The organism is Polymorphospora sp. NPDC051019 (genome assembly GCF_040683055.1).
Lineage (GTDB): Bacteria > Actinomycetota > Actinomycetes > Mycobacteriales > Micromonosporaceae > Polymorphospora > Polymorphospora lycopeni.
The window spans coordinates 161,183-184,287 of the sequence record NZ_JBFBCH010000011.1 but is presented as its reverse complement, the minus strand read 5'-3'; the positions used below and the strand labels follow the sequence as shown (position 1 = coordinate 184,287).

The following is a 23,105-nucleotide window of genomic DNA, read 5'->3' as shown; positions in this document are numbered from 1 at the left end:
ACCGGGCCGATCATGCGCCGCCGACCGGCGGACGGATCTTATCCGCGTACGAGGGTGAGTACCTCGTCGCGCAACGCGGACATGCGCTCGGCGGTGGGTGCCTCGACGTTGAGCCGCAGCAGCGGTTCGGTGTTGGAGGCACGCAGGTTGAGCCACGCCCCGTCGGCGAAGCGGACGGTGAGACCGTCGAGTTCGTCGGTGTCGGCGTCGGCGTAGTTGCGCTTGATCTCGTCGAGCTTCGCCTGCTGGTCGTCGACCGTCGAGTTGATCTCGCCGGAGGCGACGTACCGCTCGTAGTCCCGGCCGACCTCCGACAGCGGGCGGTCCTGCTCGCCGAGGGCGGCCAGGACGTGCATCGCGGCGAGCATGCCGGTGTCGGCGAACCAGAAGTCGCGGAAGTAGTAGTGCGCGGAGTGCTCACCGCCGAACACCGCGTTGGTGCGGGCCATCTCGGCCTTGATGAACGAGTGGCCGACCCGGCTGCGTACCGGCTCGCCACCGTGCTCCCGGACGATCTCCGACACGGCGGTGGAGGTGATCAGGTTGTGGATGACCGTGGAGCCGGGGTGCTTGCCCAGTTCGCGGGTGGCGACCAGGGCGGTGATCGCCGACGGCGAGACCGGTTCGCCCCGCTCGTCCACGACGAAGCAGCGGTCGGCGTCGCCGTCGAACGCGAGACCGAGGTCGGCGCCGTGCTCGACGACGGCGCGCTGGAGGTCGACGATGTTGGCCGGGTCCAGCGGGTTGGCCTCGTGGTTGGGGAACGAACCGTCGAGTTCGAAGTAGAGCGGCACGATCGTCAGCGGCAGGGCCGGCAGTGCCGCGTCACCGAGGACGGCCGGCACGGTGTAGCCGCCCATGCCGTTGCCGGCGTCGACGACCACCTTGAGCGGCCGGATGTTCGACAGGTCGACGAGGGTGCGCAGGTGGGCGGCGTAGTCGGGGAGCAGGTTGCGGCGCTCCGCCGCCTCCTTGGCCGGGCCGGCCGGGTGCTGCGCGGGGCGGTCGAGAAGGGCCTCGGCCCGCTCCCGGATCTCGGCCAGGCCGGAGTCCTGCCCGATCGGCCGGGCACCGGCCCGGCACATCTTGATCCCGTTGTACTGCGCCGGGTTGTGGCTCGCGGTGAACATCGCACCGGGCATGTCCAGCGCACCGGACGCGTAGTAGAGCATGTCGGTGGAACCGAGACCGGCCTCGACGACCCCGAACCCCTCGGCCCGGACACCGGTGGCGAAGGCGGCGGCGAGACCGGGCGACGAGTCACGCATGTCGTGGGCGATGACGACCGTGTCGCCGCCGTCTTCGGACCCGCGCAGCAGTTGGGCGAACGCCGCCCCGAGTGCTTCGGCGACCCGCTCGTCCCACTGGTCCGGCACGGTGCCGCGGATGTCGTAGGCCTTGACGATCCGGGACAAGTCAGACAATTGTCTCGCTCCTCAGCCGATCAGTATCCAACCGTCTGAGCGTATCGGAGCCGAGGCCGTCAACCGTGCCGAGGCGCGGTTGCGCCCCGGCCGGTGTGCGGTCGGGTTCCGGTCGGTGTGGAGTCGGGTTCCCGGCCGGCGCGGGGTTCAGTACGGAACGCGCGGCAGGATCGCCGTCGCGTCGCCGTCGCCTCCACCGCGCGGCCCGGGCGGCGGGGAACCGAACCCGTAGCCGCCGCCCGGGCCGGGATCGTCACCGCCCCGGCCGCGACGCAGCAGGAAGATGAGCAGCACGACGCCGGCGACGACCATCCCCACACCAGCCGTCATGACCATGGTGCCGACACCGAAGAAGCCGCCGCCACCGCCCGACGGCGGCGCGGCCGCGGCGGGCGAGCCCTCGGCGACCGGCACCGTCTCCTCCGACGGTTCGACCGCCGACTCCGACGGGGACGGGCTCGCCGACGGCGACGGGGTGGGCGACTTCGACGGCCGTGCCGGCGTGGGACTCACCCCGCCGGTGACCCGCCGGGTGCCGGCGGCCCGGTCCAGCACCCCGCCGGGGTTGCCGTACGCCTCCGCGACGACGTTCACCGTGCCGCTCGGTGCGCCCGCCAGGAACTGCACCCGGTAGCGCATGGACACGCTCTTGCGCTCGCACAACCGCGACTTCTCCGGTGCCGTGCGCTCGGTGACGATCAGGCCGCCACCGCCGTCGGAGGTGATCACCCGACGCCATTCGCCGTCGTCGGCGACCTGCACCTCGACCTGGTCGGGCGAGAGTTGGGGAAGGTTGAAGGCCAGTGCGGTCCGTACCGTGACGCAGCCCTCGGTCCGCTTCGCCACGGTGACCGTGACGCCGCTCGGCGAACCGACCTTGAAGCTGCCGGGGAGCTTGACCGACACCCGGTCCTCGTCGGCCATCGCCGGGCTCGCGCCGACCGCGACGAGGCCGCCCACGAGCGCCAGCACCGTCGCGAGCCGGATCGCGCCGCGCCGTACTGTCATGATCACCTCGCTGCTCGGGCCGGACCTGGTACGGCGGACAGGCTACCCCGCACCTGACCTGCGGGCCGAGACGCCCAAACTACTCAAGATCGCCCCGAACCGCCGCCAACCACTCGTCGTGCCACTCCCCCGGACGGCCCGTACGCCCTGGCCGGACCCACCTCGCCCGACCGAGGTATCGATCTTGATACGTACCCGCCGCCCCGCCTCACCCGAGCTGGCCCGCCAGTGCCTCCCGGCACCTCCGGTCGGCCGCCCGGGTCGTTTCCGGCAGCCGGAAATTCGGCGACAACGCGAGCACCTGGGCCGTGGCGTTGTCCAGGCTCATCCGGTGCCCGACCGAGACGAAGACGGGCTTGACCCCGTCCCGGGTACGCAGCACCCGCCCCACGGTGTCCGTACCGTCCCGCAGGTCGGACCACGACCCGCGGCGCGGCGCCGGCGGATCCCAGGTGCCGACCAGCGGGGTCTTGCCGACCCCGACCGCCGGCAGCCCGGTGAGCACGCCGAGGTGGCAGGCGAGGCCGAAGCGGCGCGGATGCGCCAGCCCGTGCCCGTCGCAGACCAGCAGCTCCGGTGCGGCCGTCAACCGGTCGAGCGCGTCCAGCAGCGCCGGCAGCTCGCGGAACGCGAACAGCCCGGGGACGTAACCGAACGCCGCCCGCCCCACGGCCACGGCGGCGTCGACCACGGTCAGGCCGGACGTCTCGAGCACCACCACGGCCGCCGCGAGCCGGTCGCCGCTCTCCGCGTACGCCACGTCCAGCCCCGCCACCAGTCGCGGCGCCGCCGGCCCCGGTCCGGTCACGTCCACCAGCGGACGCAGCCGGTCCTGTTCGGCCCGGGCCGCTTCCGCGCTCGCCGGCCAGTCGGCCGGTACGCGTACCTCGGTCACCGGAGCATGCTGCCCGAGTGGGCGCCGGGGCCCGGCGGCGGGGGCGGCACGGAGTGTGTCGTGGAACCCTCCAGCAGGTGTACCCGGTTGAAGTCCGGGGTGTCCCCGTCCACCCGCGGGACCGGCACCGGGCGCTCCTCGGGGGCCGGTGGGGCCGGCTGCGGCTCGTCGGTGCTCGGCGGCACGGGCGGGTCGTCCGCCGTCAGCGGTGGGCGGGCACTGAAGGTGCCCGGTGGACGGTCCGGCAGCGGCATCGGCGTGGCGTCGCCGCCGAGTACGAGGACGTCGAGCGCGGTGACGTTGCCGTCGTTGCGGGTCCCGTCGTGGCCGTACAGCGGTTGCCCAACCGAGACATGTCCACTTTGCGGATCAAGGAACAGAATGGTGCCGCCCTGGTTGATCGCCACCCAGGCGTGCGACGCGCCGGTCGCCCAGGTGTTGATGACGAAGGCGTAGGAGCCGTGCCCGCCGGCCCGCAACTGCCCGGCTAGTTCGGCGTACGCCGCCCCGACCCGCTCCTGTCCGACCGCCGGCGGCAGCCCGCGTACGTCCGGACACAACTGCTGGAAACGGCCGCCGGTGACGTCCTCGACCCGGCCCGGACCGTCGAGTTCACCGTCGACCGGAAAGTCGATGTTGCCGTGGGCGTAGCCGTCGAAGGTGCGGGGCGCCGACACCCGTGGCCGCCCGTGCACCCACGTCTCGTAGAACGACAGCGTGCAGTCCACGCAGTTGATCGCCCGGGTGGGGTCGGCCAGCGGACCGCCGTCGTTGGCGAACCGGAACCACCCGCCGGAGCGCGGATCGGCCGTACGGACGACGGCGCCGTCGCGGTCCCGTGGCATCCGCTCGTCGAGGTCCCGCTGGTGCAGTGCCAGCGGCCGGCGCAGCCCGCCCCGCCGGCCGTAGGCGCGCGTGTTGTCGACCGGCGGCGGACGGTCGGTGCCGGTCAGCACCGAATGGTCACCGGCCCGGGTCGGGCCGGTGAAGAGACTGCCGGCGTCGCGGTTGAGCCGCCGGAAGTCGAGTCCGTCGGGGACGTCGTGCCGGTCGGGGGTGATCGTCCCGGCGAGCACCGCGTTCGCCCGGTCGGCCCGCAGGTCGGCTCGGTGGATCTCCCGCCGGGCGGCCGCCGACAGCCGCTGGGCGAGTTCCGTCTCACCGATGGCGCGCATCCGGTCGCTCTCGGCGGCGAAGGTGGTGTGGCGCCGCAGGTTCTCACGCGACTCGGCACGCAGCCGGGCCGCTTCGTCCTCGCGGCGGTTCCGCTCGTAGCTTTCCCGCTGCCGGCGGGCGTACTCGCGATAGCGGAGGCGCTCCCGTTGGTCGAGCATGGCCTGCTGGAAGGGTGGTGTCCGGGGTGGCCGGGCCGGCCCGGGCACCGGCGCCGGATCGGTCGCCGGGGTCGGATCGGTCGCCGGGGCCGGTGGCTTCGGCGGGGCGGGCGGATCCGGCGGCTGCGGCGGGGCGGGGGCGGCCGGGGATGCCGGTGGCCGGGGGCCGGGAATCGCGCTGCCGACCCGCGGCTCGGTGGCCGGGGCCGGGAGCGGGGCCGGCGCCAGCGGACCGGACGTGACCGGTGGCCCGGGCGACGACGGCGGCCCGGGCGACGACGGCGGCGCGGACGGCAACGGCGCGTCGGCGACCGGCGCGGGCACCGTCGCGATCATGGGGCCGACGGTCCCGGTCACCGGTGCGAAGGCCGCTTCGGCGGCCGGGACGGTAGCCCCACCGACGAAACCGTCCCGGCCGTTCGAATTTCCGATATGGAGGGTCTGGTCGGCCGGCGAGGTCGCCGCTTCGCGCGGCTCGGCGGCCGGCGGCTGCTGCTGCCCCCCACGTGACGGGTCCGGCGCGACGTCGGCGGCCCGGTCGACGTCGGCCGCCCGGTCGACGTCGGTCAGCGGGACCGTCGGCGACAGTGCGACGTCCGGCGCCGGGAGGACACCCGACCGGGCAACGTCCGGCAGCCCGCTCTCCCCGACCGCGACCGGCGTCGGCGCCACGGATCCCACGGTCGTCGCCGCCGAAACCGTCGCCGCCGGCAAGCCCGTACCCGGCAGGGCCGTCGCCGCGTCGCCGGCCGGCGCCGTCCCGGTCAGCCCCCGCGCTTCGGCGGTGCCGGCCGCCGGTGGGAGGTCGGGCGTCGACGACAGGCCGGCGAGGCGGGTGTCCAGGTCCCGGTCGAGGCCGGTCGTGGTGCGGTTGACTCCGGCGCTGACCGCGCCCGAGGTCGCGGCGCGGCCGGCGTCGTCGAGCGCGACGAGGCCGTTGCCGGTGGCTAGGCTCGCCGCCTGTTCGGCAAGCACCTCGCCGGCCGCGCCCCGGACGGTGTCCTCGCCGAACCTGGCGGCCCGGCCGCCCGCGTGCGGGCCGAGGGTGGCCAGGCTCGCCGCCGCTCCGCCGGCGAAGCCGCCCACCGCCGACAGGCCCAGCGAACGGGCGTCGAGGCCGTCCCGTCGGCCGCTGTCGTTCTGGTGCAGTTGGATGCCGAGGTCGACTGCGACCTCTTCGCCGGCCTCCTTGCCACCCTGCGTCGCGGCGTATCGGGCAAAGTTCTTCAGGCCGCGCCCGGTGACGTCCCTGGCGGCCCGTTCGGCGGCCTCCCGTACGCCTTCCTTGATCGCCTTTTTCGCCAGTTGGGCGGCGAGGCGCCGGAAGATCTGCCGCACGACGAGCCGGGTCGCGGCCATGGCAGCGGCGGCCGCCGGCGAGGCGGCGCCGAGGGTGAGCGCGGCCACGACGGTCAGGGCGATCAGCTCGACGACCAGGATGCCGAGCTGGATCCAGACCTCGATCTTGGCGCCTTCGATGTCGCAGCCGCGCTCCTCGACGATGCGGCCGAGTTCGCCGCTGACCGTCTGGAGGACCGGCAGGGGCGCGTCGTCGCCCTGGCTGAAGTCGCGCCACGCGGCGCCGAACGCCGTACCGGCGGCACCGCCCGCACCGAACCCGGCGAGGACCTCGCCGGCGGCGAGGTGGGCGTCGTCGCGCGGCCCGGCGAGCGCGGCGGCGACGGCGTACCACTGGTCGGCGAGGTCCCAGACGGCCTTCTCGTCGCCCTCGGGCCACTCGGCCCCGACGACCCAGTCAAGGCCCTCGTACGCCCAGCCGGGCAGGTCCCAGGGCAGCAGGTCGAGCGGGTGCGGGATCGGGCTCGGCAGGATCGTCACGGGTGCCGTGCTCCCTCCACGGTCAGGTCGCGGCGGCGGCGACCCGCCGGGCGGTGCCGGCGTCGTTGCGGACGTGGGCGTCGACGGCCCTGACGACGCGGTCGCCGAGCCCTTCGACGTGGCGGCCGGAGCCGCGCCATCCCTTCAGGACGGTCGTCTCCGCGGTGCGGTAGACCCGGTCGAAGGCGGCGCCGATGTCGTCGCGGCCCCAGGGCCGGTCGGCGCTGCGGGCGGCGAGGTCGGCACCGAGCCGGTCGCGTTGTGCGGTGATCGCCCGCCCGGCGGCGGCGAGGTCGCGGCCGGCGCGGCGGGCCAGGGCCGGGTCGAGCCAGAGGTCGCCGTCAGGCGCCACGGGCCGCCTCCTCGCGCAGGGCCGCGTCACCGCGCCGCAGCAGCGCGCCGAAGTCGCCGCCGTCGAGGAAGTCGACCGCGCCGGAGCCGGGTGGGAGGTAGCCGGCGACCAGTTCCCGTACGACGGTGGTGGCCCGCGCGGCGGCCCGCTGCACGGTGCCGGTGATCCGGGCGGCGAGCGCCTCGGTGTCGTGGGTGCGGTGGACGCGCGGGTCGAGCACGAGCCTGACGAGCTGGCCGCGCGGCCCGACGGTGGCGGCGATGTGGCCGTCGTCGGAGGTCGCGGTCACCTCGACCGCCGCCAGCCGGTGCCGCAACTCGTCGAGTCCGCTGCGGAGCCGCTCGTACTGGTCGTGCACCTCGTCGAAGCGCGCCCTCAGCGCACGGTTGGCGTCACGATCCACGGACTGTGTCACCGGCGTCCCTCCCCCATGCCAACCTCGATCAAGATCGATGGTTGATCGACTCTCGGTAACGCCGCACCATACCGGGCGCCACGAAACAGCGTTGTCCGGTAGTTTCTGCGCAGCAGAGCCGAGCCGGCCCGACCGCTTCCGCGGCGGCGACCGGATGACGGGGAGGCGAAGGCATGATCAGTCGACCGGAGGCGGAACGGATCGCCGCCGAGTGGGCCCGGCGGGAGACCCTTCGGCTGGGCTACGAGTGCACGCCGATGCTCAGCGAGTTCGATGTCGGCTACGTGGTGTGGTCCAAACTCCCGCCGGACGTGGTGAGCGTGCCCGGCAGCGGCGCGACGACGGTCATCGACAAGGAGACCGGCGAGGTGTCGAGCTGGCCGGCCCTGCCGCCGACGGTCGTGCAGGACATGTACCGGCGTGGGCGGGCCGCCCGGCTCGGTGGCCTGCGCACCGTCGACCCGACCCTGGAGTTGCGGCGCAACACCGGCCGGGCCGTGACGCCCGGCGCGGCCGCGCACCTGACCGTGCAGTACGACCAGCACATCGCGCACGGCGCCAAGGGCGAGGTGGAGTTACGGCACCACCCGCTGGTCCGCGACTACCTGGACGACCTGCCCCCCGGGCACCTGGTCCGGGGCGGCGAACGGCACGCCGAACTGATCGTGGTGTCCGACGTGCTGCACGAATACGACCGGCGGCAGGCCGCGGCCGGTCAGCCGCCGCTGACCGAGGAGACCGCACGGGAGCTGCTGGGCAGTTCCTACCTGGAGCTGTTCCGGATCCGCGAGCCGGGCGACCCGGCCGGCGGCCCGGCGGAGCGGCCGTGCGACTCGTGCGTCAAGGCGTTGGTCTACTTCGGAGTGTTGCCGTGGTCGCACCTGGCGTTCGCCCAGGAGTGGCACCCCGCCCCGCAACCGGTGCCGGTGCCGGGGCGGTTCCCGGCGGAGGTGGCGCACGCGCTGGTCGAGGCGGGCTGGCGGCCCGGGACCGGTGACGACGTGCTGGCGGACGCCGCCATCGCCCGGGTCGCCGCGGTGCCCGGCCGGGAGTTCCGGCACGAGGCGTTCCCGGCGGCGAAGGTGGCGCTGACTGCGTTTCCGGGGCTGGTCAGCGGCCGGCGCGGGCCGGGCGAGCAGGTGTGGGTCCGCCGGTTCGAGATCAACCCGGGCAGCGTCGCGCACACCGCCGACACCCTCGGCGACCTGGCCCGGCTGATCGGCTGCCGGCTCTTCCCGATCGGCAGCGAGGGCGGCGACAGCATCCTCGCCGTCGACGAGCGGGGCCGGGTGTTCGCGCTCGACCAGGGCGGCGAGTGGTTCGTCGGGTTCGACATCGACACCGCCCTGACCAACCTGCTGCTCGGGCGGGCGCCGGCCCGCCTCCACGACGACGGGACCTGGTGAGCCGCCCCTACAGGTCGATGCCGGTCAGCACCATCACCCGCGGCTCGGTGTAGTCGTCCATGGCGCTGCGCAGCCCCTCCCGGCCGACCCCGCTGGCCTTGGTGCCGCCGTACGGCATCTGGTCGGCCCGGTACGACGGCACGTCGCCGACGACGACCCCGCCGACCTGGAGCGTACGGTGGGCGCTGAACGCGGTCCGGAGGTCGTGCGTGAAGATCCCGGCCTGGAGCCCGTACATCGAGTCGTTGATCGCGGCGAATCCCGCCTCGTCGTCGGCGACCGGGGCGATGACCAGCACCGGGCCGAAGACCTCCTCGGTGCAGACCTTCGCGTCGGCCGGCGCACCGGTCAGGACCGTCGGCGGGTAGGTCGCGCCCTCCCGCCGGCCGCCGGCCGCGATCTCGGCACCGGCGGCGACGGCCTCGTCGACCCACGCCTCGACCCGGCGGGCGGCCTCCTCGTTGATCAGCGGCCCGACGTCGACGGTCTCGTCGGTGGGGTCGCCGACCCGCAGCGCCTCGACGGCGGTGACCAGCCGGGGCAGGAAGCCGTCGTAGAGCCATTCGTGCACGTAGACCCGTTGGACGGCGATGCAGCTCTGCCCGGCCTGGTAGTTGGCGAACGTGGCGATCCGCTGGGCGGCGTAGGTGAAGTCGGCGTCGGCGGCGTAGTCCTCGCAGATCAGCGCCGCGGCGTTGCCGCCGAGTTCGAGCGTGACGTGCTTGCCGGGTACGGCGGCCTGGATCGCCGCGCCGACCGGCCCCGAGCCGGTGAACGACACCACCGGCAGCCGGGGGTCCTCGACCAGGTCGGCGGCCCGGTCGTTGGGCAGCGGAAGCACCGAGAACATGCCGGCGGGCAGGTCGGTCTCGGCGAGCAGTTCGCCGAGGAGGAGGGCGGACAGCGGTGTCGCGGGCGCCGGTTTGACGATGATCGGGGCGCCGACCGCGATCGCCGGGGCGACCTTGTGGGCGACCAGGTTGAGCGGGAAGTTGAACGGCGTGATGCCCAGGACCGGCCCCTTGGGCACCCGGCGGACCACGGCGAGCCGGCCGCCCGACGCCGGGTCGGTGTCGAGTCGCTGGAGGTCGCCGGAGAAGCGGCGGGCCTCCTCGGCGGCCCACCGGAAGGTGGCGACGGCCCGGCCGACCTCGGCCCGCGCCCACTTGACCGGCTTGCCGTTCTCGGCGGTGATCAGGCGGGCGACCTCGTCGGCGCGTTCGGCGAGCCGGCGCGACACGTGGTCGAGCGCGGCCGCCCGCCGGAACGCCGGGAGCGCCGCCGCCACCGCGGTGATCCCGGCGGCGGCCGAGATCGCGGCTTCGACCTGGTCCGGGGTGGCGTACGCGGTATGCCCGGCCGGGCGCCCGTCGTAGGGGTGCCGCACGGTCAGCGTGTCGTCGCTGACGGCGGGCTGCCCGGCGACGTAGAACGGGATCGGTTCCACGTACCGCAGCCTAGTGGCGCCCGGCCGGTCCGGCCGCCGGCCGGGCCGACCCGGGCCGCGCCGGCGGTCTGCCCGGCGGCCCGCTCGGCGCCTTGTCGTCCGCGGTGACGTCGGTCACGATTGGGTACGAGGAGGACGACGCCGATGTCCAACCCGTGGCTCGCCCTGCGGTCCGGGGCCGATCCCAGCGAGCGGATCGGTCAGGTGGGACGCGCCCACGAGCGGTTCGTCACCGGCGACACCGGCGACCCGGTGCCCGACCAGGTGCGGGGCGTCGTCGCCGACTCGTGGCGACGGTCGGCGGGTGCCCTCGTCGACCCGGACGCCACCGCCCCGATCGACCTCAGCGACGACGAGTTGGACAGCTACCGGGCCGGGCATCCGCTGGCGGCCGTGCTGCCGGTCTTCCGGGACCTGCTCGGCGGCATCGCCGACGACGGCGAGCACATCATGGCGGTCTGCGACGCGCACGGCCGGATGCTCTGGGTCGAGGGCCATCCCCGGGTGCTGCGCCAGGCCGAGGCGATGAACTTCGTCGCCGGGGCCCGCTGGGACGAGCGGCACGCCGGCACCAACGCGCCCGGGGTCGCGCTCGCCGTCGACCACTCGGTGCAGATCTTCGCCACCGAGCACTTCAGCCGGTTGGTGCAGCCGTGGACGTGTGCGGCGGCACCGATCCACGACCCGCTGACCGGGCGGCTGCTCGGCGCCATCGACGTCACCGGGGGCGACCATCTGGCGAACCCGCACAGCCTGGCGCTGGTGCGGGCGACCGCGCGGGCGGCCGAGGCGCATCTCGCCGGGCTGGCGCGGGCGGCCGGGGCGCGGCCGGGCGCGGCACTGACCGCGCTGGGCCGGGACGAGGCGGTGCTGACCGTCGACGGGCGCCGGGTCCGGCTGGGTCGCCGGCACAGCGAGCTGGTGGTGCTGCTCGCCTGCCATCCGGAGGGGCGCAGCGGCGACCAGCTCGGGCTCGACCTCTACGGCGACGCGATGCTCAACCCGGTCACCGTACGGGCCGAGCTGTCCCGGTTGCGGCGGATTCTCGGGCCGGCCCTGGTCGACTCCCGGCCCTACCGGCTGCTGGTCGGTCTGGACGCCGACTTCACGGCGGTAACCCGACTCCTCGATCAAGGACGGGTCGCCGAGGCGCTCGACGCGTACCGCGGTCCGCTCCTGCCCGGGTCGGACGCGCCCGGCGTGGTCCGGCTCCGCCGGTTGCTCGACGGCCAGCTCCGGGCCGGGGTGCTCGCCACCCGCGATCCGGCGCTGCTGTCGGCCTGGACCCGGGCCCCGTGGGGCGGCGACGACCTGGAGATGTGGGAGGCCCTCGCCACGCTGCTGCCACCCGGGTCGCCGCGCCGGCCACTCACCCTCGACCGGGTACGCCACCTGCGCGGCGAGTACGGCCTCACGGCGCGGCCGGGGACGGCCACGGGACGGCCCGGCAGCCCGGTCGGGCGCCACCCGCGCGCAACGTAGTTGCAACGTCGGCGAAACTAGCGTGACCGGCATCACCGCCGCCCCGCACCCGGGCGGCTGACGCCGGGAGGGCACACCATGACCCTTTACGCAGCGCCGGGCACCGAAGGTGCGCTCGCGTCGTATCAGACCCGCTACGACCACTGGATCGGCGGCGAGTACGTCAAGCCGGCCCGCGGCCAGTACTTCGAGAACGTCACCCCGGTCACCGGCCGCCCCTTCACCGAGATCGCCCGCGGCACCGCCGAGGACGTCGAGTTGGCGCTGGACGCGGCGCACGGCGCCGCCGACGCGTGGGGTCGTACCCCGGTCGCCGAACGCGCCAACATCCTCAACCGGATCGCCGACCGGATGGAGGCCAACCTCGAACTGCTCGCCGTCGCCGAGACCTGGGAGAACGGCAAGCCGGTACGGGAGTGCCTGGCGGCCGACATCCCGCTCGCGATCGACCACTTCCGGTATTTCGCGGGGGCGATCCGCGCCCAGGAGGGTTCGCTCGGCGAACTCGACGACGACACCGTGGCGTACCACTTCCACGAGCCGCTCGGCGTGGTCGGCCAGATCATCCCGTGGAACTTCCCGCTGCTGATGGCGACCTGGAAGCTGGCCCCGGCACTGGCCGCCGGCAACGCGGTCGTACTCAAGCCGGCCGAGCAGACCCCGGCCTCGATCCACCTGTGGCTGAGCCTGGTCGCCGACCTGCTGCCGCCGGGCGTGGTCAACATCGTCAACGGTTTCGGCGTCGAGGCCGGCAAGCCGCTGGCGAGCAGCCCGCGGGTGGCCAAGGTCGCGTTCACCGGCGAGACCACCACCGGGCGGCTGATCATGCAGTACGCCAGCGAGAACATCAAGCCGGTCACGCTGGAACTCGGCGGCAAGAGCCCGAACATCTTCTTCGACGACGTCAGCTCCGCCAACGACGCCTTCCTCGACAAGGCGCTCGAGGGGTTCACCATGTTCGCCCTCAACCAGGGCGAGGTCTGCACCTGCCCGTCACGCGCCCTGATCCAGCAGGGCCACTACGCCGACTTCCTGGCCGCCGCCGTCGAGCGGACCAGGGCGGTGAAGCAGGGCAACCCGCTGGACACCGACACCATGATTGGGGCGCAGGCGTCCAACGACCAACTGGAGAAGATCCTGTCCTACCTGGACATCGGACGGCAGGAGGGGGCCAAGGTGCTGACCGGCGGCGCCCGCGCCGATCTCGGCGGCGACCTCGCCGGCGGCTACTACGTGCAGCCGACCATCTTCGAGGGCGACAACGCGATGCGGATCTTCCAGGAGGAGATCTTCGGGCCGGTCGTCTCGGTGACCTCGTTCAGCGACTTCGCCGACGCCATCAAGATCGCCAACGACACCCTGTACGGCCTCGGCGCCGGCGTGTGGACCCGGGACATGAACACCGCGTACCGGGCCGGGCGCGCCATCCAGGCCGGCCGGGTGTGGACCAACTGCTACCACGCGTACCCGGCGCACGCCGCGTTCGGCGGATACAAGCAGTCCGGCATCGGCCGGGAGAACCACAAGATGATGCTGGAGCACTACCAGCAGACCAAGAACCTGCTGGTCAGCTACTCCCCCGACAAGCTCGGCTTCTTCTGATGGACAGCGCCCCGGACGCCCGCCCCGACACCGGGGCGGACATCGAGCGGGTCGCGGTGACCCCCGCGGCGGCCGACCTCATCCGGTCGCTGCGGGCGGCACACGGGCCGCTGATGTTCCACCAGTCCGGCGGGTGCTGCGACGGCAGCGCGCCGATGTGCTACCCGGCCGGCGAGTTCCGGACCGGCGGGTCGGACGTGCTGCTCCAGTCGCTGGAGATCGACGGGGTGCCCGAACCGGTGCCGTTCTGGATGTCGGTGTCGCAGTACGAACGCTGGCGGCACACCCACCTGACCGTCGACGTCGTGCCGGGAAGGGGCAGCGGCTTCTCCCTGGAGGCGCCGGAGGGGGTGCGTTTCCTGATCCGCTCCCGCCTGCTGACCTGAGCCGTACGGCCCGGTCCGTGGTCCACGACCGCGGGCCGGGCCGGTGCGTCAGCGCGCTGCCCGGCCGCCGAGCAGGACCCGGGCGGCGAGGTCGGGGCGCATCAGCAACCGGGGCGGCGCGATCAGGTTGAGCACCCGGGCGAACGCCTCGGTCAGGGTCGCGTCGCGGCGGGCGGCCGCCTGGAGCCGGCGCAGGTAGGCGTTCACGAACCGGATCGTGCGGGTGCGCTCCCCCGGTACGCCCGGATGCGCCAGGTCCGAGCCGGTCACGATCTCCCACGGTACGTCGATGATCGGCGCGACGGCCCGGAAGAACGCCGGGGCCGTGACGCCGTCCGCCGCCATCCGCAGCAGGGTGGCGGCCTCCATCGCGGAGACGCTCATCCCCTGCGCGTACTGGGGATTGAAGCTGCAGATCGCGTCGCCGATCACGAGCAGGCCGGCCGGGAAGCGGTCCAGGCGCTCGTAGCGGCGACGGACGCTGGCCGGGAACCGGAAGGTCGCCGGGTCGTCGAGCGGCTCGGCCGCCCCGAGGATCCCGTCGAACTCCGGTGCCCGCAGGGTCCGCGCGAAGGCGAGGAACCCGTCGAGGTCGGCGGGTGCGGCGTCGCCGAGGATGCCGAAGACGGTGGCGACGGCCCGGCCCTGCTCGACGACCTGGAGGACGCCGCCGCGCGGGTTCGTCACCGACGGCGCCACGATGACGGTGTGGTTGCCGCCGAGGCCGTCCGGCGCCATCTTGAACCTGCGGGTCGTGTAGCTGAGGTTGATCTCGAGCCGCTCCTCCGGCGGTGCCGCGTAGCCCATTTCGGTGAGCCAGCGCGGGGTGCGCGAGCCGCGTCCGGTCGCGTCGACCACCAGGTCGGCGGGAACGATTTCCTCGCCGGACCCGCCGGACCGCCGGTGGATGCGCGCCCCGGTGACCGCCCCGTCCGCCGAGTCGAGTCCGGCGACGTCACAGCCGTCGAGCACCTTCAGGTTCGCGGTGTCGAGCACCCGGGTCCGGACGTAGCTCTCCAGGTAGGGCCGGCTCACCGCCAGGCCGAGTTCGCCGATGGTGCCCTGCCGCAGTGGATGCCCGTCGGCGTAGAGCCGGATGCCGCCGCACATGTCGCCGGCCGGCACGCCCGCCTCGACGAGGTCGGCGGTGGCACCGGGCAGCAGTGCCTCGATCGCCCGCAGCCCGCCGACGAGCAGACCGTGCGCGTGCCGCCCGTGCGGTACGCCGGTCCGCGGTGTGGTCGAGGTGCCGGCCGGCAGCGGGTCCCGCTCGACGAGCACCACCTCGCGGTAGCTGCCGGCGAGTGCGCGGGCGGCGAGCAGGCCGGCCACGCTCCCGCCGAGTACGACGGCACGGTCCTTTGTGGCCATCCCACCCTCCCCAAGGTCAAGTGGACCGTAGGGCGGGCTCCCGGCACGGTCAACGAGCCCTGTGCGCCGATGCGGCATTCGGCGTGCTGTGTGCGTTGTGGCGCCCGTCGTGGGAATGGGCGCCGCCCGGCGGCTCGCCGGGCGGCGCGGTATCCGGGCTAGGCCCAGGGTGCGGTCGGGTACCAGGGGATGATCTCGCGCCGGGCGAGCAGGCGGACGTCCCAGTAGAGGAAGGTGAAGGCGCCGGCGACGATGAACGCGACGGCGGTGATGACGGTGAGGCGGCGCGGGTTGGCGGCCAGCCACCGCTGGAGCCGGTTGCCGGTGAAGTTGGCGATGATCAGGAAGAGGATCGCCATCACCAGGATGTTGCCGATCGACTGGAGGCTGAACGCGGCGGCGCCGTAGAGCGGATTTCCGCTTTCGGCGGCGTCGCGGAACATCTGCCGGAAGAGCGGGAACGGCCGGCCGATCAGGAACGCGCCGATCAGGATGCCCATGAAGACCATCGGGGCGTTCGGGAATCGCTTGGAGATCTTGGCGAACGGGTCGCGGACCAGCCCCAGCGACGCCAATCCGAGATACAACATGACCAGGCCGATGATGCCGTAGACGACCATCGACTGGATGCTGCGCGGGGAAAGGCTGCCGGGCTGGTTGGCCGCCTGCGAGAACTGTGGCATCGAGGTGCCGACGAGCCCGACGATCACGCCGTACACCGATGACACGGCGAGCATTCCGACCGACACCCAGCCGAGCGGCTTGAGGGTGTGCACGATGCGGCTCCACCGACTGCCGCCACTGCCCAACAACGGGGCCATCGCACCGAAGGTGGCGATGTTACAGGCGGTGAACGTGCCGGCCAGCCCGGAAACAAAGGCGAAAAGAATCCCGGCGGCGATGCCGGCGATCGGGGTTTCCTTGGCGTCGTGGCCGAGCAGGCTGTTGGCGACGTTGTCACCGATGGTGGAGTCGACGAAGTGGGCCGACCAGACCACCGTCAGCAGGAAGCCGGCCAGCACACTGAGGCCGATGATCAATCCGCGTCGGCGCGGGAAATGACCGTTGACGAATGGTGACGTCGCTTTCGGCTCGGACGCGGCGTCGACGGATGGCGCGGAGATCGTTTCCGGTGCGGCGCGCAGCAGTTCACCAGGGGGCGGTTTGACCACGGATTTCTCCTGACCTGGATCGCAGGAAGAGGGATTGGTGGCCAGATGATAGGCAGAGAAAGGCAGGCAAAAGCCGACCGTTGATTGATTTCTGTCAACCTAAGATGCCGCGTTGATCAATTCAATTGATCTCGCCGCGGTCACCCGCTGGATGACGGCGGCGACCTACCGCACGTCGAGGGCGGCCCGCTCCGGCTGGTGGGGCACCGACCCGGCCGGCCCGGACAGCTTGCGCCACAGGAACTCGTACGTCAGCGCCGACATGAACGCCGCCTGCTCGTTGTCGGCCGCGCCGCCGTGCCCGCCCTCGATGTTCTCGTAGTACGACACGTCGTAGCCGAACTCGGCCAGCCGGGCCGCCATCTTGCGGGCGTGACCGGGGTGCACCCGGTCGTCGCGGGTCGAGGTGGTCAGCAGCACCGGCGGGTACGGCTGCCCGGGGCGCACGTTCTGGTAGGGCGAGTATTCGCGCAGGAACGCCCAGTCGTCGGGGTTTTCGGGGTCGCCGTACTCGGCCACCCAGGACGCGCCCGCCAGCAGCAGGTGGTAGCGGCGCATGTCGAGCAGCGGCACCTGCACGACGATCGCGCCGAACAGTTCCGGGTAACGGGTCAGCATGACGCCCATGAGCAGGCCGCCGTTGCTGCCGCCCTTGGTGCCGAGCCGGGCCGGCTCGGTGATGCCACGGGTCACGAGGTCGGTGGCGACGGCGGCGAAGTCCTCGTACGCCCGCGGCCGGCGCTCACGCAGCGCGGCGTGGTGCCACCGCGGACCGTACTCGCCGCCGCCGCGGATGTTGGCGACCACGTACGTGCCGCCCCGGGCCAGCCAGCCCCGGCCGGCGACCGCGTCGTATGCGGGCGTACGGGCGATCTCGAATCCGCCGTACCCGGTCAGCAGGGTGGGTCCGGGCGACGCGTCCGGGTCGCCGACCACGAAGTAGGGGACCCGGGTGCCGTCGGCGGAGGTGGCGAAGAACTGCCGGACGGTCAGCCCGTCGGTGTCGAAGTACGCCGGTTCCCGCTTGACCGGTTCGACGGCGCCGCCGACCGTGCCGACGCGCAGCGTGTCGGGTTGCAGGAACCCCTCCGACGTCGTCACGTAGTAGTCGTCGTGGTCGGGCTCGGTGTCCAGGATTCCACTGTGGTCCATCGCCGGGCCGCCGGGCAGCGGCTCCCGCCGCCAGCCGTCCGGGCCGGGCGTCAGCACCAGCAGTTCGGTCCGTACGTCGCGCAGCACCACCAGGAGCAGGTGGTTGCGGGTCCACGCGTATTCGCTGACCGACGTTCGCGCGTCCGGCACGAAGAGCACCGTAAGGTCCCGCCCACCGGCAAGGAACTCGTCGAACGTGGTGACCAGCAGCGCACCCGCCGGATGCGTCACGTCGCCGACGGTCCAGTCCGAGCGCGGCCGGACCAGCAGCCATTCCCGGTGCACGTCCCAGTCGGCGTCGTCGGGCACGTCGACCCGGCGCAGCGTCCCGTCGGCGGCCAGGAGATGGCTCTCGCTGCGGAAGAAGTCGATACGGCGGCTGACGAAGTCGCGTACGAACCCCGGCGTCGGGTCGTGACTGGCGTGCACCGCCACGTCCTCGACCCTTCCCTCGAAGACGGTCAGCGCCTGCGCCAGCGGGGTGCCCCGGCGCCACCGCCGGACGACCCGGGGATAGCCGGACGCGGTGAGTGAGCCGGGCCCGAGGTCGGTGCCGACGTAGATGTGGTCGACGTCGATCCAGCCGACGTCCGTCTTCGCCTCGGGCAGGGTGAACCCGTCGGCGACGAAGGCCAGGTCGACCAGGTCGAATTCGCGTACGACGGTGGCGTCCGCGCCGCCCCGGGACAGGCTGACCAGGCAGCGGCGGTGGTCGGGGCGCAGCACGGCCGCCCCGGCCCAGACCCAGTTCTCGCCCTCGTCGGCGGCGAGCGTGTCGATGTCGAGCAGGACCTGCCAGTCCGGTTCGGGCCGGCGGTAGTCGTCGAGGGTGGTCCGCCGCCACAGGCCGCGGGGGTGGGCGGCGTCCCGCCAGAAGTTGTAGACGTGGTCGCCGCGGCGGGTGACGTAGGGGATGCGGTCGTCGGCGTCGAGCACCTGCCGGATCTCGGCCTTCAGGTCGTCGAACGTGCCGCCGGTGGCGAGCCGCGCGACGGCCTCGGCGTTGCGCTCACGCACCCAGGTGCCGGCGTCGGCGCCGTCGACGTCTTCGAGCCACAGGTATTCGTCACCCATCCGGGCAATGATTCCCGACGCCCGCGCCGGACGGAAGCCGGGATACCCGGATCAACGACGGCGGCCGACCGCCATGAACCAAGATCACGCATTCTTGACAAACCTCGCAGGACGATCGGAGGAGCCGCACATGTCCAGAACGATCCTCGATGTCGATGACGAACTGTTGGCAGTGGCTGCCAGGATCTTCGGCACCACGACCAAGACGGCCACCGTCAACGCTGCCCTCCGGGCCGCGGTCGACCGAGAGAAGCGTCGGCGGTTCGCCGACTGGCTGAAGGACGGTGGCCTACCCGATCTGACCGGCTGTCTCTCCTCCACTACGACGGCGACTTCGACATGATCGCCGCGCTGACCGGACGCTCCTATGGTGCGTCAACCGGCCGCCGCCCCGTGCCCTTCGTGACGTGGCGGTGCGTGGTGATCGTTAGTTGTTCCGCCGTTGTCCGAACGGCGTGTCGAACTGCTGGGCAGCAGATGATCACAGGTGCCCCGACGGTTTGCCGACCGCATGGGTGGCCCCCGGCACGGCCGACCGACCGGCGGCTGCGGACTGACCGACGGGTCAGGAGTCGAAGCCCAGGCCCAGGCGGTCGAGGGTGCGCAGCCAGGCGTCGCGGCGGCCCTCGTTCGCGTCGGCGCGGGCCATCGAGCGGCGGGTCAACTGGATCACGGCGGAACGCAGCGGCTCGGGCGGGAACGGGACCGGCCGGTCGCGGACGAGGGCGAGCCGGGTCAGTTCGGTGTCGGCGCCGGCGAGCAGGTCGAGCATGACCTGGGCACCGAAGCGGGTGGCACCGACGCCGAGGCCGGTGAATCCGGCGCTGTAGGCGAGGCGGCCGTCGTACGCGGTGCCGTGGAAGGCACAGAACCGGGTGCAGGTGTCGATGACGCCGCCCCAGGTGTGGCTGAACCGTACGCCGTCGAGCTGCGCGAAGGTGGCCCGGAAGTGTTCGGCCAGCCGGACGAAGGTGGCGGCCCGGTGTTCCAGCGCGGGCGTCATCCGGCCACCGGCGTGGTAGACGGCGTCGTATCCGCCGAACAGGATGCGGTCGTCGGCGGTGCGCCGGTAGTAGTGGAACTGGTTGGCGGCGTCGGAGATGCCCTGCCGGTTGTGCCAGCCGACGGCGGCGAGTTGGGCCGGGGTCAACGGCTCGGTCATCAGCGCGTAGTCGTAGACCGGCACGAGGTAGTGCCGTAGCCGGCGCAGCAGCGGCGGGAAGGCGTTGGTGGCCAGCGCCACCCGGTCGGCGCGCAGCCGCCCGTGCGGCGTACGCAGGCAGAGCGCGGCCCGGTCGCGGTGCAGGCCGGTGACCCGGGTGTGTTCGTGGACGCGTACGCCGAGGTCGAGGCAGACCCGGCGCAGTCCCCAGGCGAGCCGGGCCGGGTCGAGCATCGCGACCCCGTCGGTGTCCCAGAACCCGCCGAGGTAGGTGGGCGAGTCGACCTCGGCGCGCAGCGCGTCGCGGTCGAGCAAAATGCCGGGGTGACCGAGCCGGGCGGCGAGGGCGGCGTCGTCGGCGATCCCGGCGAGCTGGTACGGCTCGACGGCGACGGTGAGTTCGCCGGTGCGCCGGAAGTCGCAGTCGATGCCGTACCGGTCGACGGTCGCCCCGATGTCGTCGAGGTTGGCGCGGCCGAGCCGTTCGAGGGTGACGATCTCGTCGGGGAAGAGGGCGGCGCCGTTCGCGGAGCCGTGGGTCAGCGAGGCGGCGCAGAATCCGCCGTTGCGTCCGGAGGCGGCCCAGCCGCAGGTGCCGGCCTCCAGGACGACGACGTCGCGGCCGGGGTCGGCCTGTTTGGCGAGCAGGGCGGTCCACAGGCCGCTGTAGCCGCCGCCGACGACGGCCAGGTCGGCGCTGTCGGTGCCGGTCAGGGGTGGCAGCGGGTCGGGGCGTTCCGGCCGGTCGAGCCAGTAGGGCCGGTGGACGGCGTCGGCGAGGGCGCGCCGGGCGGCGGCCGTCACCGGGCACCGCCGGGCCGGGGTCGCCGGCGCGGTACGGCGGTGCCGAGCACGAAGAGCACGGCGATCGCGAACATGGCGGTGCCGACGACGTTGACCTGGGGCGGGATGCCGCGCTGGGCGGCGCCCCAGACGTACATCGGAAAGGTGACGGTGCTGCCGGAGTTGAAGTTGGTGATGATGAAGTCGTCGAACGACAGCGAGAAGGCCAGCAGCGCGGCGGCCACGATGCCGGGCGCGGCGAGCGGCAGCGTGATCCGGCGGAAGGTCTGCCACGGGCCGGCGTAGAGGTCCATCGCCGCCTCCTCCAGTCGGCTGTCCATTCCGGACAGTCGGGCTTTGACGGTGACCACGACGAACGATACGCAGAACATCACGTGGGCGACGACGACGGTCCAGAAGCCGAGCGGCACCCGGCCGGCGACGAAGAGCGTCAGCAGCGACGAGCCGAGGACCACCTCTGGGGTCGCCATCGGCAGCAGCACCAGCAGGCTGACCGCCGGCCGGGCGCGGAACCGGTGCCGGGCCAGGGCGAACGCCATCAGGGTGCCGAGCACGGTCGCGCCCAGCGTGGCGACCAGCCCGATCTGGGCGCTGCGCCACACGGCCGCGCACAGTTCGGCGTTGGCACACGGGTTCGCCCAGTTGTCGACGGTGAACTCGTGGAAGTCGTACGACAGCCGCGACGAGGGCCGGTTGAACGACAGCGCGGCGACGACGCCGACCGGCAGCAGCAGGTAGCCGAGCACCATCAGCCCGACGGCGGTCACCCAGTGGGCGGCGAGCCACCGCGCCGGCCGGTTCACCACACCTCCCCGGCCCGGCCCCGGCGCAGGCCGGCGACGACGAGCGCGAGCACCATCGCCATCAGCAGGAACGACAGCGCGGCGGCCTGCGGATAGTCGAGCCGGACCAGGAACGCCGAGTCGATCGCGTTGCCGACCAGGTATTCGTTGGGGCTGCCGAGCAGCCGGGCGTTGACGTAGTCGCCGCTGGCCGGGATGAAGAAGAGCAGGATGCCGGCGGTCAGGCCGGGTGCCGACAGCGGCAGGGTGACGGTGACGAAGGTCCGCAGCCGGCCGGCGTAGAGGTCGCGGGCCGCCTCCAGCAGCCGCCCGTCGAGCCGTTCGAGGCTGGCGTACAGCGGCAGCACCAGGAACGGCAGGAAGTTGTACGTCAGGCCGAGCACGACCGCGACCGGGGTGGCCAGCAGCCGGCCGTCCGGCTCCAGCAGGTGCAGGTCGCGCAGCACGCCGACCAGCCAGCCGTTGTCCGACAGGATCGTCTTCCAGGCCAGGGTGCGGACCAGGAAGCTGGTGAACATCGGGGCGACCACGCAGACCAGGAGCAGGTTCTTCCAGCGGCCGGCCCGGCGGGCCATCGCGTACGCCAGCGGATAGCCGAGCAGCAGGGCGATCGCGGTGGCGATGCCGGCGTAGAGCAGCGACCGGCCGAAGTGGCCGCCGTACGCCCGCAGGGCCGCCGGGTAGTTGCCGAACGACCAGGTCATGTCGTAGCCGTCGGCGACCGAGCCGGCCGGGTCGTAGAGGCTGGTCGCGGCGAGTTGGCCGGCGGGCGCGACGAAGAACAGCGCCAGCCACAGCCCGCCGGGCAGGACCAGCAGGTACGGCAGCAGCCGCCGGCTCGTCTTCACGGGTGGGTGCCGGCCGGCCCGGGTCCGGTGTCGCCGGGCACCAGGAAGGCGTGGGCGGGGTTCCAGTGCGCCACCACGGCGGCCCCGGTTCCGGCCCCGACGGCCGGGTCACCGGTCCCGTACGCGGCGAACGCCGTCAGTTCGGCGCCCCACGGGGTGCGTACCAGGTGGCGGGTGCCGAGCCCGACGTACGACGAGTCGGTGACCACGCCGGTGACGTGCTGGTGGCCGGCCGGGACGTCGGCGCCGGCGGGGGCCAGGTGCAGCCGTTCGGGGCGTACGCCGAGCAGGACCGGGCCGGCGGTGGACCGGGACCGGCCGGCGGGCACCGAGAACCGCGAGCCGTACGCCTCGACCAGCACCTCGCCGCCGGCCCGGCCGGTCACGCGGCCGGCGAGGAGGTTGGCCTGGCCGAGGAAGTTGGCCACGAACGCGGTGGCCGGCAGTTCGTAGAGGTCGGCCGGGGCACCGAGCTGCTCGACCCGGCCGGCGTTGAGCACCGCGACCGTGTCGGCCAACGTCATCGCCTCCTCCTGGTCGTGGGTGACGTGCACGAAGGTGGCGCCGACGCCGGTCTGGATGCGTTTGAGCTCGATCTGCATCTGCCGGCGCAGCTTCAGGTCGAGTGCGCTGAGCGGCTCGTCGAGCAGCAGCACGCGGGGTTCGTTGACCAGCGCCCGGGCGAGCGCGACCCGCTGCTGCTGCCCGCCGGAGAGTTCGGCGGGCCGGCGCCGCTCGAACCCGTCGAGCCGGACCATCGCGAGCATCCGCGCGACCCGGCCGGCCACGTCGGCCATCCCCCGGCGACGCGGGCCGAACGCGATGTTGTCGAAGACGTCCAGGTGCGGAAAGAGCGCGTAGCTCTGGAACACGGTGTTGACCGGCCGCTGGTACGGCCGCAGGTCGGTGACATCGCGGCCGGCGAGGAACACCCGGCCGGCGGTGGGCTGTTCGAGACCGGCGACGATGCGCAGTGTGGTGCTCTTGCCGCAGCCGGACGGCCCGAGCAGCGCGAAGAACGATCCCTGCGCGACGGTCAGGTCGAGGGCGTCGACGGCGGCGACGGCGCCGAACCGCTTGGTGACGCCGACCAGTCGCAGCTCGCCGGCAGGCTCCTTTTCGGCCATCC

General features: G+C 73.2%; 19 protein-coding genes. 5 read left to right on the top strand and 14 right to left on the bottom strand.

Annotated elements, in window-relative coordinates:
* Positions 1–38 precede the first annotated feature (38 nt).
* The 6 genes from AB0M79_RS20875 to AB0M79_RS20850 form a co-directional block, all read right to left on the bottom strand.
* Positions 39–1,424 (bottom strand): phosphomannomutase/phosphoglucomutase, encoded by a 1,386-nt coding sequence (locus AB0M79_RS20875; RefSeq protein WP_364216035.1) that lies wholly within the window; start codon positions 1,422–1,424, stop codon positions 39–41.
* A gap of 147 nt (positions 1,425–1,571) precedes the next feature.
* Positions 1,572–2,432, bottom strand: a complete 861-nt coding sequence (locus tag AB0M79_RS20870) for a hypothetical protein (RefSeq protein WP_364216032.1) — start codon at positions 2,430–2,432, stop codon at positions 1,572–1,574.
* Positions 2,433–2,640: 208 nt separating this feature from the next.
* Positions 2,641–3,327: an endonuclease V gene (locus tag AB0M79_RS20865; RefSeq protein ID WP_364216029.1), complete on the bottom strand. Its 687-nt coding sequence runs from the start codon at positions 3,325–3,327 to the stop codon at positions 2,641–2,643.
* Positions 3,324–6,500 carry a toxin glutamine deamidase domain-containing protein gene (locus AB0M79_RS20860; protein WP_364216026.1) on the bottom strand — a complete coding sequence of 1,059 codons (3,177 nt, stop codon included), beginning with the start codon at positions 6,498–6,500 and terminating at the stop codon, positions 3,324–3,326. The genes AB0M79_RS20865 and AB0M79_RS20860 overlap by 4 nt, the downstream gene beginning before the upstream one ends.
* Before the next feature lie 22 nt (positions 6,501–6,522).
* Positions 6,523–6,852, bottom strand: a complete 330-nt coding sequence (locus tag AB0M79_RS20855) for a hypothetical protein (RefSeq protein WP_364216023.1) — start codon at positions 6,850–6,852, stop codon at positions 6,523–6,525.
* Positions 6,842–7,267 (bottom strand): YbaB/EbfC family nucleoid-associated protein, encoded by a 426-nt coding sequence (locus tag AB0M79_RS20850; protein ID WP_364216020.1) that lies wholly within the window; start codon positions 7,265–7,267, stop codon positions 6,842–6,844. The genes AB0M79_RS20855 and AB0M79_RS20850 overlap by 11 nt, the downstream gene beginning before the upstream one ends.
* A gap of 173 nt (positions 7,268–7,440) precedes the next feature.
* On the opposite strand from AB0M79_RS20850, the gene AB0M79_RS20845 reads away from it, so the two are divergent.
* On the top strand, positions 7,441–8,673 hold the full coding sequence (locus tag AB0M79_RS20845; protein ID WP_364216017.1) for an SUKH-3 domain-containing protein: 1,233 nt from the start codon (positions 7,441–7,443) through the stop codon (positions 8,671–8,673).
* Positions 8,674–8,680: 7 nt separating this feature from the next.
* Here the strand turns inward: AB0M79_RS20845 and AB0M79_RS20840 are convergent, their stop codons facing one another.
* Complete coding sequence (locus AB0M79_RS20840) at positions 8,681–10,120, bottom strand: aldehyde dehydrogenase family protein (RefSeq protein ID WP_364216014.1); 1,440 nt, start codon at positions 10,118–10,120, stop codon at positions 8,681–8,683.
* A gap of 144 nt (positions 10,121–10,264) precedes the next feature.
* Here AB0M79_RS20840 and AB0M79_RS20835 point away from each other — a divergent pair, with 144 nt between their 5' ends.
* The 3 genes from AB0M79_RS20835 (at position 10,265) to AB0M79_RS20825 (ending at position 13,590) form a co-directional block, all read left to right on the top strand.
* Entirely contained in the window at positions 10,265–11,602 is a 1,338-nt protein-coding gene (locus tag AB0M79_RS20835) for a GAF domain-containing protein (protein WP_364216011.1), read from the top strand.
* Positions 11,603–11,680: 78 nt separating this feature from the next.
* Entirely contained in the window at positions 11,681–13,204 is a 1,524-nt protein-coding gene (adh, locus tag AB0M79_RS20830; protein WP_364216008.1) for an aldehyde dehydrogenase, read from the top strand.
* Positions 13,204–13,590, top strand: coding sequence for a DUF779 domain-containing protein (locus AB0M79_RS20825; RefSeq protein ID WP_364216005.1), 387 nt, complete (start codon positions 13,204–13,206; stop codon positions 13,588–13,590). The genes adh and AB0M79_RS20825 overlap by 1 nt, the downstream gene beginning before the upstream one ends.
* Before the next feature lie 48 nt (positions 13,591–13,638).
* Here AB0M79_RS20825 and AB0M79_RS20820 read toward each other — a convergent pair whose 3' ends face one another.
* From AB0M79_RS20820 to AB0M79_RS20810, 3 genes are all read right to left on the bottom strand, one after another.
* On the bottom strand, positions 13,639–14,961 hold the full coding sequence (locus AB0M79_RS20820) for an FAD-dependent oxidoreductase (protein ID WP_364216002.1): 1,323 nt from the start codon (positions 14,959–14,961) through the stop codon (positions 13,639–13,641).
* 158 nt (positions 14,962–15,119) lie between these two features.
* Positions 15,120–16,133, bottom strand: a complete 1,014-nt coding sequence (locus AB0M79_RS20815; protein ID WP_364215999.1) for a hypothetical protein — start codon at positions 16,131–16,133, stop codon at positions 15,120–15,122.
* 165 nt (positions 16,134–16,298) lie between these two features.
* Positions 16,299–18,359: a prolyl oligopeptidase family serine peptidase gene (locus AB0M79_RS20810; protein ID WP_364215996.1), complete on the bottom strand. Its 2,061-nt coding sequence runs from the start codon at positions 18,357–18,359 to the stop codon at positions 16,299–16,301.
* A 130-nt stretch (positions 18,360–18,489) separates the two neighbouring features.
* Between AB0M79_RS20810 and AB0M79_RS20805 the strand changes: the two genes are divergently transcribed.
* Positions 18,490–18,702, top strand: a complete 213-nt coding sequence (locus AB0M79_RS20805; RefSeq protein WP_364215993.1) for a type II toxin-antitoxin system VapB family antitoxin — start codon at positions 18,490–18,492, stop codon at positions 18,700–18,702.
* 222 nt (positions 18,703–18,924) lie between these two features.
* On the opposite strand, the gene AB0M79_RS20800 is transcribed toward AB0M79_RS20805, so the two are convergent.
* From AB0M79_RS20800 to AB0M79_RS20785, 4 genes are read right to left on the bottom strand one after another with little or no spacing between them, the layout of a single operon-like run.
* A complete protein-coding gene (locus AB0M79_RS20800; protein ID WP_364215990.1) occupies positions 18,925–20,325 on the bottom strand; it encodes an FAD-dependent oxidoreductase in 1,401 nt (466 codons plus the stop codon).
* Positions 20,322–21,128: an ABC transporter permease gene (locus tag AB0M79_RS20795; protein ID WP_364215987.1), complete on the bottom strand. Its 807-nt coding sequence runs from the start codon at positions 21,126–21,128 to the stop codon at positions 20,322–20,324. Before AB0M79_RS20795 ends, AB0M79_RS20800 begins: the two co-directional genes overlap by 4 nt.
* Complete coding sequence (locus AB0M79_RS20790) at positions 21,125–21,976, bottom strand: ABC transporter permease (RefSeq protein WP_364215984.1); 852 nt, start codon at positions 21,974–21,976, stop codon at positions 21,125–21,127. The genes AB0M79_RS20795 and AB0M79_RS20790 overlap by 4 nt, the downstream gene beginning before the upstream one ends.
* Positions 21,973–23,103: an ABC transporter ATP-binding protein gene (locus AB0M79_RS20785; protein WP_364215981.1), complete on the bottom strand. Its 1,131-nt coding sequence runs from the start codon at positions 23,101–23,103 to the stop codon at positions 21,973–21,975. The genes AB0M79_RS20790 and AB0M79_RS20785 overlap by 4 nt, the downstream gene beginning before the upstream one ends.
* Between the last annotated feature and the right edge of the window lie 2 nt (positions 23,104–23,105).

What these genes read in the sequence shown, in the direction of transcription:
- AB0M79_RS20870 (WP_364216032.1), bottom strand. Translation starts at nt 2,432, where the DNA reads ATGACAGTACGGCGCGGCGCGATCCGGCTCGCGACGGTGCTGGCGCTC.
- AB0M79_RS20845 (WP_364216017.1), top strand. Translation starts at nt 7,441, where the DNA reads ATGATCAGTCGACCGGAGGCGGAACGGATCGCCGCCGAGTGGGCCCGG.
- AB0M79_RS20835 (WP_364216011.1), top strand. Translation starts at nt 10,265, where the DNA reads ATGTCCAACCCGTGGCTCGCCCTGCGGTCCGGGGCCGATCCCAGCGAG.
- adh (WP_364216008.1), top strand. Translation starts at nt 11,681, where the DNA reads ATGACCCTTTACGCAGCGCCGGGCACCGAAGGTGCGCTCGCGTCGTAT.
- AB0M79_RS20825 (WP_364216005.1), top strand. Translation starts at nt 13,204, where the DNA reads ATGGACAGCGCCCCGGACGCCCGCCCCGACACCGGGGCGGACATCGAG.
- AB0M79_RS20820 (WP_364216002.1), bottom strand. Translation starts at nt 14,961, where the DNA reads ATGGCCACAAAGGACCGTGCCGTCGTACTCGGCGGGAGCGTGGCCGGC.
- AB0M79_RS20810 (WP_364215996.1), bottom strand. Translation starts at nt 18,359, where the DNA reads ATGGGTGACGAATACCTGTGGCTCGAAGACGTCGACGGCGCCGACGCC.
- AB0M79_RS20805 (WP_364215993.1), top strand. Translation starts at nt 18,490, where the DNA reads ATGTCCAGAACGATCCTCGATGTCGATGACGAACTGTTGGCAGTGGCT.
- AB0M79_RS20785 (WP_364215981.1), bottom strand. Translation starts at nt 23,103, where the DNA reads ATGGCCGAAAAGGAGCCTGCCGGCGAGCTGCGACTGGTCGGCGTCACC.